The sequence below is a fragment of the Planctomycetota bacterium genome (genome assembly GCA_016125255.1).
Classification (GTDB): domain Bacteria; phylum Planctomycetota; class Phycisphaerae; order Phycisphaerales; family Zrk34; genus RI-421.
In genome coordinates this window covers 788,440-802,965 of record WGMD01000002.1, presented here as the reverse complement: position 1 = coordinate 802,965, position 14,526 = coordinate 788,440, and the positions used below count along the sequence as shown (strand labels likewise).

The 14,526-nt window shown below is 64.5% G+C and carries 13 protein-coding genes; 9 read left to right on the top strand and 4 right to left on the bottom strand.

Going from position 1 to position 14,526, the window contains the following annotated elements; genetic code table 11:
* Positions 1–60: 60 nt before the first annotated feature.
* Positions 61–1,305: an insulinase family protein gene (locus GC162_04595; protein ID MBI1367915.1), complete on the bottom strand. Its 1,245-nt coding sequence runs from the start codon at positions 1,303–1,305 to the stop codon at positions 61–63.
* 162 nt (positions 1,306–1,467) lie between these two features.
* Between GC162_04595 and GC162_04590 the strand changes: the two genes are divergently transcribed.
* The 6 genes from GC162_04590 (at position 1,468) to GC162_04565 (ending at position 7,471) form a co-directional block, all read left to right on the top strand.
* On the top strand, positions 1,468–2,079 hold the full coding sequence (locus GC162_04590) for a hypothetical protein (GenBank protein ID MBI1367914.1): 612 nt from the start codon (positions 1,468–1,470) through the stop codon (positions 2,077–2,079).
* 64 nt (positions 2,080–2,143) lie between these two features.
* Positions 2,144–3,046, top strand: coding sequence for a TIM barrel protein (locus tag GC162_04585; GenBank protein MBI1367913.1), 903 nt, complete (start codon positions 2,144–2,146; stop codon positions 3,044–3,046).
* 59 nt (positions 3,047–3,105) lie between these two features.
* On the top strand, positions 3,106–3,891 hold the full coding sequence (locus GC162_04580) for a PEP-CTERM sorting domain-containing protein (GenBank protein MBI1367912.1): 786 nt from the start codon (positions 3,106–3,108) through the stop codon (positions 3,889–3,891).
* Positions 3,892–3,913: 22 nt separating this feature from the next.
* Complete coding sequence (locus GC162_04575; protein ID MBI1367911.1) at positions 3,914–4,942, top strand: PEP-CTERM sorting domain-containing protein; 1,029 nt, start codon at positions 3,914–3,916, stop codon at positions 4,940–4,942.
* Positions 4,943–5,078: 136 nt separating this feature from the next.
* Positions 5,079–6,290 carry an amidohydrolase gene (locus GC162_04570; protein MBI1367910.1) on the top strand — a complete coding sequence of 404 codons (1,212 nt, stop codon included), beginning with the start codon at positions 5,079–5,081 and terminating at the stop codon, positions 6,288–6,290.
* A 29-nt stretch (positions 6,291–6,319) separates the two neighbouring features.
* A complete protein-coding gene (locus tag GC162_04565) occupies positions 6,320–7,471 on the top strand; it encodes a YbdK family carboxylate-amine ligase (GenBank protein MBI1367909.1) in 1,152 nt (383 codons plus the stop codon).
* A 3-nt stretch (positions 7,472–7,474) separates the two neighbouring features.
* Here the strand turns inward: GC162_04565 and GC162_04560 are convergent, their stop codons facing one another.
* Both GC162_04560 and GC162_04555 read right to left on the bottom strand, forming a co-directional pair.
* Complete coding sequence (locus GC162_04560; GenBank protein MBI1367908.1) at positions 7,475–8,668, bottom strand: hypothetical protein; 1,194 nt, start codon at positions 8,666–8,668, stop codon at positions 7,475–7,477.
* Positions 8,669–8,696: 28 nt separating this feature from the next.
* On the bottom strand, positions 8,697–9,401 hold the full coding sequence (locus tag GC162_04555; protein ID MBI1367907.1) for an RsmE family RNA methyltransferase: 705 nt from the start codon (positions 9,399–9,401) through the stop codon (positions 8,697–8,699).
* Positions 9,402–9,559: 158 nt separating this feature from the next.
* Here GC162_04555 and GC162_04550 point away from each other — a divergent pair, with 158 nt between their 5' ends.
* Together GC162_04550 and trmB are read left to right on the top strand one after the other, a co-directional pair.
* Positions 9,560–10,630 carry a hypothetical protein gene (locus GC162_04550; protein ID MBI1367906.1) on the top strand — a complete coding sequence of 357 codons (1,071 nt, stop codon included), beginning with the start codon at positions 9,560–9,562 and terminating at the stop codon, positions 10,628–10,630.
* 17 nt (positions 10,631–10,647) lie between these two features.
* Positions 10,648–11,319: a tRNA (guanosine(46)-N7)-methyltransferase TrmB gene (trmB, locus tag GC162_04545; GenBank protein ID MBI1367905.1), complete on the top strand. Its 672-nt coding sequence runs from the start codon at positions 10,648–10,650 to the stop codon at positions 11,317–11,319.
* Between the two features lie 83 nt (positions 11,320–11,402).
* Here trmB and GC162_04540 read toward each other — a convergent pair whose 3' ends face one another.
* Positions 11,403–12,212 carry a hypothetical protein gene (locus tag GC162_04540; GenBank protein MBI1367904.1) on the bottom strand — a complete coding sequence of 270 codons (810 nt, stop codon included), beginning with the start codon at positions 12,210–12,212 and terminating at the stop codon, positions 11,403–11,405.
* A gap of 1,795 nt (positions 12,213–14,007) precedes the next feature.
* Between GC162_04540 and trxA the strand changes: the two genes are divergently transcribed.
* Positions 14,008–14,418 carry a thioredoxin gene (gene trxA / locus GC162_04535; GenBank protein ID MBI1367903.1) on the top strand — a complete coding sequence of 137 codons (411 nt, stop codon included), beginning with the start codon at positions 14,008–14,010 and terminating at the stop codon, positions 14,416–14,418.
* Positions 14,419–14,526: the final 108 nt, after the last annotated feature.

Below are 14,526 nucleotides of genomic sequence, written 5' to 3'. Positions count from 1 at the left end.
CCGGAGGCGAGCGCCCCCCGCGGCCGAAGCGCTCGCCTCCGGCTCGCGGCTAAACGGGCGTTACACATCGAGCTTATCCGGTCCGATGTTCAATGTCGTAAAGTCGCCCGCGCGATGGGCGGCGACGAAGTCGTTGACCTTGTCGAGGGTGACCGCGTCGATTTCGGCGGCGACGTCGTCGAGGGTGCGCGGCCGGCCGCGCAGGAACTGATCGCCGGCGATGGCGGAGGCGCGGGCGCTGGTGGATTCGCCCTGCATGACGAGCCGGGCCTTGAGGCCGACGATCGCGCGGTCGAATTCATCCCGCTCGACGCCGTCGGCGAGTCGGATCAGCTCGCCGCGCAGGACGCTGAGCGTTTCGGCGGCGCGCTGCGTGGTGGTCCCGGCATAGGCGTACACGACGCCGCGCTCGCGCTGGGCGCCGTAGCTGGCGTACACGGAATAGCAGAGCCCGCGCACTTCGCGCACTTCGGTGAACAGCCGCCCGCTCATGCCCCCGCTGAGCACCGCCACCGCCACGCGCTGCGTCATCGACATCGGGTCCAGCTCGCCGACCGTGTCATACGCGAGCCCGATGTGCTGCTGCGTCGTGTCGGCTTCGATATGGTGATATGTATGCGGCGGGGGCGCATTGGGCGTCGCCAGCTTCGCCGACCCGCTCCAATCGCCCAGCAGCTCGCCGATCTGATCGCGCACCTTCTCGAACTCGACGTTGCCGGCCAGTCCGATGATCGCGCCGTCGGCGACGCACCGCTGCTTGTAATGCGAAACGACCTGTGCGTGCGTGAGGTTTTCGAGGTGTTCGAGCAGCCCCATCGTCGATCGGCCCATCGGATCGCCCACGTGCTGGCGCTTCAGTTCGATCATCACCTTGTGCTGCGGATTGTCTTCGAGCGAGTCGATCGCGGTGATCGCAAGCTGGCGCGACGGCTCGAAGGTCGTCTCGTCGAGCCGCGGCCGACGAATCATGTCCAGCAGCAGCGGCAGGGCGGCGTCGATGCGATCGCCCATCATGGTCGCGCCGAGCCGCATGTGATGCGTGAGCACTTCGCCCGAGCGATGCACGCCGAGCTGGTCCAGTGCATCGGAGTGCTGCCGGGCGTCCAGTTCGCCGGCCCCGCGAAAGATCATCTCGCTGAGAATCGCGCCGACGCCCTGGCGATCGGCCGGTTCGGTCGTGATGCCCGCCGGCGTCAGGAGCGTCATCGCCGCACTGGCCACCGATGCGATCGGCTCGACGACGAGCGTCAGCCCGTTGGCGAAGCGGTGTTGATGAATCGTGGGGGCCTGCGTGCGTGTCGTCACGAAAATCTCCAGAAAAACGTCCGATATTCACAGCCCCGGCTTGCGGGGAGCGTCATTGTATCGGGGTCGTCCGGGCATGTCAGTACATCCGGGCGGGGGCCGTAAAGTCGCGCGGTTATCCGGCCGATGTGTCGAGTGGAGGCATCCCGATGGGGTTACGCTATGCGCCTATTCGCCGATACGCTTCTGGCTCTGACGCTGATCGCCGTGCTTGGTGGTGTGGTGGTCTATCAGCGCGAGCAGGGTGACCATCTTCAGCAGGTCGTCGCCGTTCAACAGGCGATCCATGCCATCGAAAGTCAATGCCTGTACCGCGCGGCCGTGGGCGATGTGCCCGCATCCAATCGCGGGTACGCCATGCATGTCGAGCCGGCCTGGTTCGATCATCGCCCGCTTAATGCCTTGTTCGGTCATCAGGCCATGCCCTGGATCGATCACGTCGATGAAGCCGATCGGGAACTGTTCAATCCGCAGCGCATTGTCGCCGACGGAAAGCTCGCCGCGTTCTGGTACAACCCCTACCGCGGCCTGATCCGCGCCCGCGTCCCGATGCAGCTTTCGCAGGAGTCGACGCTCGAAACCTACAACCTTGTCAACGGCACGTCGCTGCGGATCGAAGACGTCGACTGGTCGGACACGAAATTCGACCATGCGCGTCTCGCCGCCCGCCGCGATGCCCGCAAGCACAAGGTCACGCTCATCGACGACCCGCAGGCACGCGCTCCGTCGGCCCCGCCGTCCACCGCCGCGGCCGAAACACCTTCGATTCCCTGAGCATTTGTCCGTTTCATTGACGCGGCTTATCGTGTGATGAGGTCATCGCACGAAGGAGCCGCTTATGTCGCCCGCATCCCGCGCATCAGAGGGACTGTCCCGCCGCCATCTGCTCGCCGGTGCCGCCGGCGCCGCCGCCGCGACCTTCGCTTCATCGTCCAACGCCGCCGCCGCACCGGCCGGTCGCGTCGTCAACGGTCGCATCAAGCAGTCGCTCGTGCACTGGTGCTATGCCAAGGCGTGGGAGCCGGAGGCCATGGCGCGGGTCGCCGTGCAGCTTGGCTGTCAGAGCATCGAACTCATCAGCCCGCAGCACTGGCCCATCCTCAAAAAATACGGCCTGACCTGCGCGATCGCCTCCTGCGGCACCGGGTTCACCAAGGGCTTCAACAATCCCAAGTACCAACCGCAGGTCATTGAATCGACGCGCACCGCCATCGACGCCGCCGCAGACTTCGGCTGCAAAAACGTCATCAGCTTCACCGGCTTCCGCGAGGACATCCCCGACGACGTCGGCATGGACAACTGCGTCAAGGGCTTCAAGGAAATCATCGGCTACGCCGAGAAAAAAGGCGTCAACCTCTGCCTCGAAATGCTCAACAGCCGCGTCGATATCACCATGAAAGGCCACCCCGGCTATCAAGGGGACCACACCGACTACTGCATCGAAATCATCCGCCGCGTCGAGTCGCCGAACATGAAGCTGCTGTTCGACATCTACCATGTGCAGATCATGGACGGCGACGTCATCTCGCGCATCCGTCAGTACAAGGATTTCATCGCGCACGTTCACACCGCCGGTAACCCCGGCCGCAAGGAACTCGACGACACGCAGGAAATCAACTACCCGCCGATCATGCGGGCGCTCCTGGAAGTGGGCTACACCGGCTACGTCGGACAGGAATTCATCCCCACGCGCGATCCGCTCGAAGGCCTGCGCGAAGCGGTGTCGCTGTGTGATGTTTGAGCGTGGGACGGTGAGGTCGGGGTGCTTTTTTCTTGTGAATCGTCCGTGATGTTCGTATCATGCGGATTGCGGATCGAGGCCATTTTCACATTGTTTTGACAGGAGAAGCCATGAGACAGCTCCAATTTCATGTCATTTTGCTGTTGACCGCTTGCGCGATGCTGGCGATCGGATCGGTCGCGCGGGCGGGGACGGTGACGACGGAGGCGGTCGCGGATCATTACGGCAAGATCGACGATGCGAGCAATGTGCAGGGCGGCAACGGGGACGCGGAGACGCTGCTGATCAAGAACGCCACGGCCAACAGCCGCAAGGCGTGGGTCCGGTTCGATCTGACCGGGGTGGACATCGGCATGACGCACAGCGCGACGTTCCGCTTCCGCCAGGCGGATATCTCCACCAGCTACACCGGGACGTTCGGCATCTGGGGTCTTAACGCCGGGTTCACGCCGTCCGGCGGCGTGCTGGATGTGGATTGGGATGAGGACGCGCTGACGTGGAACAACGCGCCGGGCAACAACACGGCAAGCAAGAACAACTTCGCCGCCAGCGCCACCAAGATCGGCACGATCAACTTCAACACCGGCACCGAGAACACCGGCTTCATCTACTCGATCATCCTCCCCAATCTGTCGGATTTCTATCAGTCGTCCAACAGTTCCGTCACGCTCATGATCAGCGTCGACACGCAGTCCAATCAGTCGCCGGGCTTCAACATCGCCTCGTCGGAAAGCACGACCGACATCGGACCGGAGCTGATCGTCAAGCTCGTGCCCGAGCCGACGACGTTGAGTTTGGCGGGTCTTGCGGCGTGCGGCCTGCTGGTCCGCCGCGGTCGGCGCTGATCGCACGACACGCGCGACATCCATGAAGCATCCGTTCGGACAGCGGCGGGCAATCTCTCCGCGATGTTGCGGCGTCGCCACCTGTGCAGCTTTGACACACCACTTTGGTACACCAAATCTGACTCACCGGAATAAACGGACCCCTAACAGGTCGCCGAACGTGCGGCGTGCGAGCGCGCAAGTTGTTGCATCTATTGGTTTAGTGTGCGGACTTATCAGATCGTGCACGATTGGCATCGGATTTGTTTTTCACTTCTTCAGGTTCGCCATACGCGCGGACTTCGCCAGCGGATGGCTGCGCGCGGTTCCAATCTACCTGAAAGGTGAGTGTTCCATGTTTTGGTCTGCGATGACACGGCGTGTTTCGTTCGGGAAAGTCACGGCTGTTCTGGCGGCGCTGGTGCTCAGTGCGGCGGGGAACACGACGCGTGCGGCCACGATCTTCAGCTTCAGCGGGCCCAGCTCCAACGGCACCGTCAGCGGCACCGCCGTGTTCGACATCGTTGACGCGACCCATCTTCAGGTCAAGGTCACCGCGACTTCGCCGGGCAACGGGCAGGGCGTGGCGATCAGCGGACTCAACTTCTCGTTCTCCGGTTTGAACGTCGGCAGTCTGACGTCCGTCAAAGGCACCGCCATCAACTTCAAGACCAACACCATCACGCCTGATTCCGAATTCCTCAAGGATGCGCTCAACTCGGTGGGCAAATGGCAGGCGAATTCCGGCGGGTCCGGCCAGATTAACACGATCACGCTCGGCAATGGCCAGCCGTACAGCATGATCATCGCCGACGGGCGCACGCCCAACGGAAACCTCAAGAACTTCGAGCCGTACATCAAGGGCATGGCCACGTTCTTCTTCGACATCTCCAACGTCTCTCCGACCGCGGCGTTCAGCAACGTGACGTTCTTCTTCGGCACCGGTCCCGACACGAGCGGCACCGCGCCCGAACCGCCGCCGACCATCGTTCCGGTTCCCGAGCCCGCGTCGCTGGGGCTGCTGATGGCGGGTGCGATGGGGCTGGTGCTCCGCCGCCGCCGGGCATGCTGATCGCTCGTACCGCCGGCAGACGATTCTTCATCACGATCAACCTCCCCGTGCCTACGGGGAGGTTTTTTCATGCGCCCGCGGCGAAGCGGACAGCGGGCGCGTGAACGCTTATCATGTAACGAGCCGGAGGCGCTTCATGCAGACTCAGACGGCCTGGGCCACGCAGCTTGATCGCATCATCGACGAGCTTCAGTCGAAGATGATCGAGGTGCGCCGCCATCTGCACATGCATCCGGAACCCAGCGGGGAGGAATCCCAGACGACGCGCTTCCTGCGCGATCAGTTCGCGGGCGAAGATGTTTCGATTCGCCAGGGCCCCGGTGAATGCGGGCTAATCATCGATCCGGATCCGCCGATGCCTCAGCCGCGCATCGCGCTGCGGGCGGACATCGACGCGCTGCGGATCGAGGAGGCCAACCCCGTCAAGTATCGCTCGCTCAATGCGGGGATCATGCACGCGTGCGGGCACGACGGGCACACGGCCGTGGTGCTCGGAGCGCTGCTCGGCCTCATCGCGATGCACAATCGCGGGGCGCTGCCGTGGGCGGTGAACTGGCGCGGGATTTTTCAGCCGGCGGAGGAGACGTGCCGGGGGGCGCTGGCGATGGTCGAAGCGGGGGCGGTGACGGAGGTCGAGGCGATTCTGGCGGTGCACATGGACCCGAGCCGCGCGGTGGGAACGATCGGCGTCCGCGCCGGCGTGTTCACCGCCGACTGTGATGAACTGACGATCGAGATTCACGGCAAGGGCGGTCACGCCGCCCGGCCGCACGAGGCGCTGGACCCGATCGCGGCGGCGGCGCAGCTCATCAACGCGATCTACGCCTCCGTGCCGCGCGCGGTCGATGCGCATGTCCCGCTGGTGGTGACGTTCGGAAAGATTCACGGCGGGGCATCGTTCAACGTCATCCCCGATCGCGTGACGCTCGGCGGCACGGTGCGCAGCGCCGGTGCCGACGCACGTCAGCGCGCGATCGATCAGATTCAGCAGGCGGCGCGCGGCGTGGCGATGACGACCGGCACGCGCATCGAGGTCACGCTGGTGCATGGTCCGCCCGCGGTGTTCAACGATCCGAGCTTGACCGGCTATGTACGATTGGCGGCGGCGGCGGTCATCGGCGAGGAGCAGGTGCAGTCGATCGCCCGGCCGAGCATGGGCGGGGAGGATTTCGCCAACTATCTGGCTCACGTGCCGGGGAGCATGTTTCGTTTGGGTTGCGCGCCGACGGCGGAGGGATCGCCGGCGCTGCATTCGCCGCTGTTCGATCTGGATGAGCGGGCGCTGGCGATCGGGGCGAAGATTCTCGCGCGGGCGGTCGTGCAATGGGCCAAGGGTCCGCCGTCTTAGTTCCATTCACACACACAGGAGACGCGCCCATGGGTCGCCTGGAATTCAACACGAGTCCGAAACCCACGCTCGGCGTCGAAATCGAGCTGGGCCTCGTCGATGCCGAAACGATGGCGCTGTCGAGCGGCAACGCGCCGCTGCTGGAGATCATCGGCGATCAGTTCGGGCATGCGATCAAGCCGGAGCTGATGCAGTGCTACCTGGAGGTGAACACGGGCATCTGCCAATCGGTCGCGCAGGCGGAGGAGGATCTGCGCATGAAGCTCGCGGCCGTCGAGGCGGCGGCGGACGAACTGGGGCTGCGATTGCTCTGGTCCGGGACGCATCCGTTCTCGAACTGGCGTTCGCAGGTGGTCACGCCCAATCCGCGCTACGAAGGGCTGGTTGATCTCATGCAGGACACCGCGCGGCAGTTGGTGACGTTCGGGCTTCATGTGCACGTCGGCGTCGACTCGGGGGACAAGGCGGTGATGATCTGCGACCGGATTCTTTCGCATTTGCCGGTGCTGCTGGCGGCCAGCGCCAACAGCCCGTTCTGGGAAGGGCGCGATACGGGCCTGTGCTCGTGGCGATCGAAGATCATGGACGGACTGCCCACCGCCGGTCTGCCGCCCTTGATGCGCAACTGGAGCGAGTATGTCTGGCTGATCAATCACATGATCGACACGGGGTTCATCGAAACCATCCGTGAAATCTGGTGGGATGTCCGCCCGCATCACAACTTCGGCACCGTCGAGGTGCGCATCTGCGATGTGCCCGGCTCGCTGGACGACGCGATGGCGCTGGCGGCGCTGATTCAATGCCTCGTCACCGCGCTGGGCGATCAGATCGAACATGGAACGTATCAGCACGATTGTCACCCGATGCTGGTGAGGCAGAACAAATGGCGGGCGGCGCGGTTCGGGCTCGATGCGCCGCTGGTGAGCTCGACGGATTATCAATTGAGGCCGGCGCGACAGGTGTTGCGCGATCTGGTGCGGACGCTGGAGCCGACGGCGGGGCGGCTCGACTGCGTGCGCTACCTCAAGCACGTGCACGCCATCAGCGAAAGGGATACGCACGCGCAGCGGCAGCGCAAGATGTACGAACAGACGGGGAAACTTGGGGAAATGTTGCGTGCGATCACGGAAGGGACGCGCATGAAAAAAGCCCGCCCGGCTGAAGCGGGGCGGGCCGGTTGAGGATCACTTGCTCATGCCCGACGCGTACTGAAGGGCGAGGACGGAGTAGGCGGTGACGAGATTGTCATCGCGCTCCATCCAGCGATCGACGCTATTGTGCCACGATCCGTCGTCCTTCTGTAAGGACGCGAGCTTGTCGATGATTTCGTTGGCCCAGTCGTGGGTCTTGCCATCGGTGGTGGTGAGCGTGGGCTGGCCGTAGGCGGACAGGGCGCGGGTGATCAGGTACAGGTAGTAGTAATAGCCCTGCATGCCGACGCCGGGGTTGGAGTCGAGGGTGTAGTTGTGCTGGACCCAGTCGAATGCGTCTTTGACGCGGATGTCATCGTGGTCAAGCTGGGCGTAGAGATAGCTCATGAAGCCGGCGTAGGTCATCGACCCATAGGTGCGGAGGCGCTTGACGCCCTGCGCATCGGTGTACACGCCGGCGCCATTGTCGACGTCTTCGCCCTTTTCGTTTTCGGAGGTGCCGACCTTGGTTTCGAGATTGTCCAGATCATTGGAGAAGCGGCTCGAGGCATAGATGAATCCGCCGTTGGGTTCGATGTGCTCGCCGAAGGTCGTGTTGGCCTTGGTGCCCTGCAAGCGGGAGATGAACTCCATGGCCCGGATGTACGCGGGGTCTTTGCAGTCAAGTCCCGAGTCGTGCAGCCCGGCGATCATCGTGGCGGTGTTGGACATGTCGGGCCGACCTTCATCGCCGTAGCCCGCACCGCCGTACCAGCGGTGCGCTTCGGTGATTTCCTTGCCGCTGGGGTCTTTCTTGCCGTCGGCCCACTGGAGCCCGCGCAGGAAGTCCTGCGCCTTTTTGACGGCGGGGGCGACCCGCTCCTCATTGGGCAGCCGGCCCAGCGCCATGAGGCAGATGGAGGTGTTGTAGTTGGCGAGGATCTCGTCGTAAATCCCGCCGTCGGATTTCTGACGGGAGAGGATGTACTTGAGCCCCTTCTGAAGCGCGGCGTCGTCGCCGGGCTTTTCGTTGTTGTTGAGGAGGCCGGAAACGACGAGCGCGGTCACGGCCGGTCCTGGCTGCGGCGTCCAACTGCCGTCTTCGCCCTGATGCGCCTTGAGCCAGGCCTGTGCCTTGGCGATGACAGCGGCGGCTTTTTCCTTATGCGCATCGTCGACGGCGAACGCGGGTTGAATCATCGCCAGCAGGATCGCGGCGACAAGGGCGTGCAACAGACGGGGTTTCATGATCGATGCCTCCGGGCTTCGGTGCGATTCATGTCAGACCGCGCAGGATCGCCAGCGCGGCGGCGGCGGCGGTTTCGATGCGCATCACATGCGGACCCAAACGCCACGCGATGAAATTACGTGCCTTGGCGGCGGCGCGTTCGGCGTCGGTCCAGCCGCCTTCGGGACCAATCAATACTAGCACCCGGCGGGCGGCGCGAATCCGGGTGGGCAAATCGTGCACACCGGGGGCGTCGGCCGTGTCGGCGATGAGCTTTACGTCATGGTCCCTCGCGGCGAAGAGGTCGGTGAGGCGCGTCGGGGGGTTGATGTGCAAGAGGTGCGGTCGGCCGCACTGTTTGGCGGATTCGATCGCCATGCGGGCGAAGCGGTCGAGCTTGCCTTCGCGCGGGTCGACGATGCTGCGGTCGGTCAGCAGGGGAATGAGCCGATCCGCTCCCAGTTCGCTGGCCTTTTCGATGAGCCCGTCCGCGCGGGCCCCCTTGGGGATCGCCACCGCCAGATCGATCGCCGGCGTGAGCGGGGCGACATACTCGACGGCCTGACGCTCGATGACCAGCGAACGACCGGCTTCGCGGACGATGCCGGCGGCCACATCGCCCAGCCCGTTGAAAAGCGACACGCGATCACCGATGGCCAGCCGCAGGGACTTTCGGGCATGACGCGCCTGCTCGTCATCGAGTTCGATGAGCGTCGGCGTCAGGTCGGCAGCGTAGAATCGACGTGTGGACATGGAGATTATCGGCCCCGTCGTGCGCGTCGGTCCGCGATGCGGGCGCGGGGCGGCGATCAAGTGTGCGGCGGCAATCGCCGATGAGCCATAAAGTTATCGAGCTCGATTCCTCGTACGCGCCGGCATTGTAAACGACGCCGGCAAGGGGTGCATCGAACGTGGCGGAACCTTCTCCGGACATCGACGCGCAGCTTGACGCCATGCTTGAAGAAGCGGAAGCGGGCGGCGTCGCGCCGGTCGAGTCCGCCGAGGTCGATACGGATGAGGAACTCGTCGGTGAGATGCAGACGGTCGAACAGGCGATGCGGGAAGTCACCGAGTCGGCGGACATCGCGCCCGCCAAAGCGGTGAATGATGCGTCGCTCGACGGCGATCAGTTGGCGGATCAGATTCAGCAGATGCTCGATGAGGCGAGCGAGGCGGTGGAGGCGGGGATGGAGCCGGGCGCGGGGGCGGCGGAAGTCGCGGCCCGACCGGACGTGGAACTGCCCGCCGAATCGCAGACGCCCGAGCAGGTGATGGCGCAGATTGATGCGTCGCTGGTGGAGGAGTCGGACGGGATCATGGCGGGCGACTTCGAGTCGGTGGACGAAGTGGTCCACGGAGCGAAGCGCCAGCAGACTCAGGAAATGTCGGCGGCCGAGTCGGACGAGGACGCGATGCCCGAAGGGGAGATGCAGTCGGTCGACGATGCGCTCGACGACATGCTCGAAGGGCACATTCAGACGGCGGCGGCCGCTGCGGAAGAGGCGGTTGAGAAAAAGGCCTCGGAAGCATCGGAGCCGATGGCGGCCCGTGAATCGACGCCGGCGGACGAAGGCGTCAGCGCGGCGGCGGTGGCGGCGGAACTCGATGCGGACGAGCGGGCGGCGAAGCCGACGCCTTCACAGAAGACGGAGCCCCCGGCCGCGCCTGCGGCAACGGACGAGGAGGCGCCTTCGGATGCGGTGTCCGCGCGGCCGTCGGCGCTGTTGATGATGATGGCGATGATCAATGGCCCGCTGATGACGTGCAGCGACACGATCCGCAACTTCGTGGGATTCCTCGCGGTGACGTTGATCTTCTGGGGCGTGTGTCTGATTTCGCACGGCGTGGCGGGCATGCTTGTGACGATGATCGTCGTGATGCTGGGCCTGCCGATGGTGGGGCTGGCGTTTTACATGATGTTCCTGCGCGGCGGCGCGACGGACGAGCCGCCGGCGACGAACGCTCCCACGCCCGCCGCCTGATCGCCTACAATCGGGCGATGAATCTGAGCTTGTCTCATGGACGCGCGATGGACCCGCAGCGGTGGGGCCTGACGCTCGACGATTTGCCGCCGGTCGGCCCGACGCCCGCCGCGACGCGCTATGACCTGCGCACCTGGTTCGATGAACCGCGGCGCGGTCACCCGATCGAACTGGAAATCGGCTCCGGCAAAGGCACGTTCCTCGTTCAGCAGGCCGGCCAGCTTACGGATGTCAACTACATCGGCATCGAGTATGCCCGTCAGTTCTGGCTCTACGCCGCCGATCGCTGCCGGCGTCACGCGCTTGACAATGTGCGCATGCTCCACTGCGACGCGAAGATGTTCGTGACGTGGTATGTCCCCGATGCGTTGTTCCGACAGGTGCACATTTACTTCGCCGACCCCTGGCCCAAGACGCGGCACCACAAGCGGCGGATGGTCTGTGCCGAGTTCCTGCGCGAGCTGCACCGTGTGTTAGCTCCGGGGGGCATGATCCGCATCGTGACCGATCACAGCGACTATTTCGCATGGATGCAGGAGCACGCTCAGCAGGTCGCGGACCTGTTCGAACGGCTGCCGTTTGAGCGGCCCGTGGCGGCGGGCGAAGGCGAAATCGTCGGTACGAACTTCGAGCGCAAGTACCAGCGCGAGGGGCGGCCGTTTCATGGGATGACGCTCAGGAAGAAGTAAAACCCGCCGCAAGCGGCGTCGCTCAACGGCCCGATCCCACACTTGCCAAACCCACCGCGAAGATTGCCGCCATCGCAAATGCGTCAGCGGTTAGATTGGCTCATGAAATGGTCCAGCCAATCGATCAGCCAGGCGGCGAAGCTCCCCTTGGGCATCGAACCGGGGCGAACGATTTGTCCATCTCGGGTCATGACGGTCGGCGTGATGTCGGGCGCGTCCATCGTCGCAACCGGATTGGCGACGATGGCGTCGACGCCCTTGCGCTGCATTTTCCGCTGAGCGCGCTCGTCGAGTTGATCGGGCTCTTCGAGCGCGAAGGCGATGATGATCTGATCTTCGCGTTTGCGGCGAACGCACTGGGCGACGAGGTCCGGCGTCGGTTCGAGCGTGATCGTCATCTGATCCGACTGGCGCGGGAGCTTGGTCGCCGAGACGACAGCGGGACGGTAGTCGGCGACAGCGGCGGCCATGATCAACACATCGCACTGCGGCAGGAATTCGACGAGCAGATGCTCCAGGTCCGCCGTGCTGACATAGCGCTCGACGCGCACGGAACCGGACTCCGGGGCGGCTCCGGGCGCGATCGGACCCAAAAGGAGCGTCACGCCATGTCCGGCTTCGACGGCGGCTTGCGCGAGGGCCAGGCCCATGCGCCCGCTGGAGCGGTTGGCGAGGTATCGAACCGGGTCGATCGGCTCGTGCGTCGGGCCGGCGGTGATGAGGATGCGCCTGGAGGGGACCATCATGTCTCCGATTCGCACTTGCGGCTGCAACCGACTACTTGCGGTGTGGTAACTATGGTAGGATACCACAGGAAATAAGCCCGCGCGCCGATGGGCGCGACGGATCATCATGTCGTCATCTGGAGGTTTACGCATGTTCAGGGCACGCATTCGATCGCTGATGTTGATGGTTTTGCTCGCCGTGGCGCCGATGAGTTTGGCGGCTCCGCCGGCGGTCGTCGATCAGGTCCCCGAAGGCATGCCGATGTTCGTGGCGCTGCGCAGTCTCTCGGGCCTTTCCGCCAAGCTCGCGGCGCTGGACAAGGCGCTGGGCCTCAACAATCCGCAGATGCAGAACGCCCTGGTGTTCATGAAGGCGATGACGGGCATGAACGCCGGCGTGGATGACAATGGATCGGTCGGCATCATCATGACCGCCATCCCGCTGCCCGGTCAGCCCGGACCGCAGGAGCCGCCGGTCCTCGTGCTCGTGCCCATCACCGACTACAAGGCCTTTGTCGGCAACTTCGGCGTCGAGGCCGGCGACGGCTCGGCCGCCCAGGCGATCAACATTCAGGGCGAAGCGAACTTCGTCAAAAAGAGCGGCAACTACGCCCTGATCTCCCAGAGCCCCGACATCCTCAACGCCTACGCCGCCCCCGCGGCGCCGGCGAAGTTCGCCGAGCTGGCCGGGAAGTTCGGCGGGGCGTCGATGGAGCAGTCCGATGTGCTCATCTACCTGGACTTCGCCAAGCTTTCGCCGGTGCTCCAGCCCCTCGTCATGGCGGGGATCATGCAGGCGCAGCAGATGTTCGCCAACAACCCCGCGCTGGGCGAACAAGGCGCGATGGCCTCGGCCATGATGAGCATCTACGGCGACGTCATTCAGGCCTACCTGCGCGACGCCCAGTCGGCGGTCATCGGGCTCGACCTGGACGCGGACGGCATCGGCCTCTCGCTCGGCACGCAGTTCAAGGCCGACAGCGCACTGGCCAAGACGTTCGCCAACGCTCCCGCCGCGGAGCTTTCGCTCAATCGTCTGCCCAATCGTCCGTATCTGATGGCGTCGACGATGAACATGGGTTCGCTGCCGATGGCCCAGTGGATGGCGGGCATCAAGGACAAGCTGCCGGCGGGCAACGCCTTCGGGAACATCATGGCCAGCGCCGCCGAGATGCTCAAACTCGCCAAGGGCGAGATGCAGAGCGGCTACTTCCTCCCCGCCGCCGGCGCCGCCGGGCCGGGCCTCTCCAGCTTCTTCAACGCGGTGAGCGTCGTCGTCACCGATGACCCGGCCAAGATGCTCGATGCGTCCAAGTCCAGCATGCTGGCTCTGAACAATCTCGAGCTTGCGCCGGGCATGAAGTACATGAGCAGCTACAACGAGAACGTCATGCAGGTCGCCGGCAAGCAGGTCAATCAGTACAGTCTCAAGGTCAACCTCCCGCCGGAGGCGATGCAGCAGCTTGGTCCGGCGGCGATGCTGCTGGCCGGTGACATGGGCGGGTACATGGTCGCCACCGACTCGGCCGTCGTGACCACCAGCGGTTCCGACCCCGTGCTCATCAAGGAAGCCATCGAAGCCGCCGGCGGCGCGGGCACGCTCGATCAGACCAGCAACCTCACTGAAATCCGCAAGCACCTGTATGAGAGCCGCGTCGCAGAGACATACATCGGCGTGGGGTCGATCATGAACATGGCCAACATGTTCCTGACGATGTTCGCGCCCAATGCGACGCTCGAAGTGCCGCCGAATCTCCCGCCGGTGGCGGCGTCGATTTCGATGGACGCGGGCGGACTGGGCATGCGCGAGTACATCCCGCTGCCTGTCATCGTCGCCGTCAAGAACGCCATCACGAAGGTCATGCAGCAGGGCGCCGGCGGCAAGCCCGCCAGCGGTCTGAGCGAAGGACCCGCCCCGGCGGAGCCGCAGCCGGCGGCGGTCACCGAAGCGCCCGAAAAGCCCATGCCCCGTCCCGTCGGCGACGCCGAGGCGCCCGCCAAGCCCGTCAAGGAAACCATCACCGTCCAGCCCCGCGGTGAAAGCGAGAGCATCGTCACCCTGACCGACAACACCTTCGCCGCCCAGGTCAATGGGGCGGGCAAGCCGGTGCTTGTCGATTTCTGGGCGACGTGGTGCGGGCCCTGCAAGACGCAGGCGCCGATCGTCGCCGATCTCGCCGACGCCATGCACGAAAAAGTCGCCTTCGGCAAAGTCGATGTCGACAAGAATCCCCGCACGACCCAACTTTACGGCATCGAAGCCATTCCGACGCTCGTCATCCTCAAAGACGGCAAGGAAGTCGCCCGGTTCGTGGGCCTGACCCCCAAGGAAAAAATTCAGACCCGCCTCGCCGAAGTCCTCGCCGGCAAGTAATCGTCCGCTCGCCGACATGAATCCGTCGTCCGCCCGGCCCCCGCGCCGGGCGTCTGTATTTCATGACCCGCCCGCACCGCCGGCGGAATCGACTAGAGCGGTTTCACA

What these genes read in the sequence shown, in the direction of transcription:
- GC162_04555 (MBI1367907.1), bottom strand. Translation starts at nt 9,401, where the DNA reads ATGTCCACACGTCGATTCTACGCTGCCGACCTGACGCCGACGCTCATC.
- GC162_04570 (MBI1367910.1), top strand. Translation starts at nt 5,079, where the DNA reads ATGCAGACTCAGACGGCCTGGGCCACGCAGCTTGATCGCATCATCGAC.
- GC162_04565 (MBI1367909.1), top strand. Translation starts at nt 6,320, where the DNA reads ATGGGTCGCCTGGAATTCAACACGAGTCCGAAACCCACGCTCGGCGTC.
- GC162_04590 (MBI1367914.1), top strand. Translation starts at nt 1,468, where the DNA reads ATGCGCCTATTCGCCGATACGCTTCTGGCTCTGACGCTGATCGCCGTG.
- GC162_04540 (MBI1367904.1), bottom strand. Translation starts at nt 12,212, where the DNA reads ATGCGTGCCCTGAACATGCGTAAACCTCCAGATGACGACATGATGATC.
- GC162_04580 (MBI1367912.1), top strand. Translation starts at nt 3,106, where the DNA reads ATGCGGATTGCGGATCGAGGCCATTTTCACATTGTTTTGACAGGAGAA.
- GC162_04575 (MBI1367911.1), top strand. Translation starts at nt 3,914, where the DNA reads ATGAAGCATCCGTTCGGACAGCGGCGGGCAATCTCTCCGCGATGTTGC.
- GC162_04585 (MBI1367913.1), top strand. Translation starts at nt 2,144, where the DNA reads ATGTCGCCCGCATCCCGCGCATCAGAGGGACTGTCCCGCCGCCATCTG.
- GC162_04560 (MBI1367908.1), bottom strand. Translation starts at nt 8,668, where the DNA reads ATGAAACCCCGTCTGTTGCACGCCCTTGTCGCCGCGATCCTGCTGGCG.
- trxA (MBI1367903.1), top strand. Translation starts at nt 14,008, where the DNA reads ATGCCCCGTCCCGTCGGCGACGCCGAGGCGCCCGCCAAGCCCGTCAAG.
- trmB (MBI1367905.1), top strand. Translation starts at nt 10,648, where the DNA reads ATGAATCTGAGCTTGTCTCATGGACGCGCGATGGACCCGCAGCGGTGG.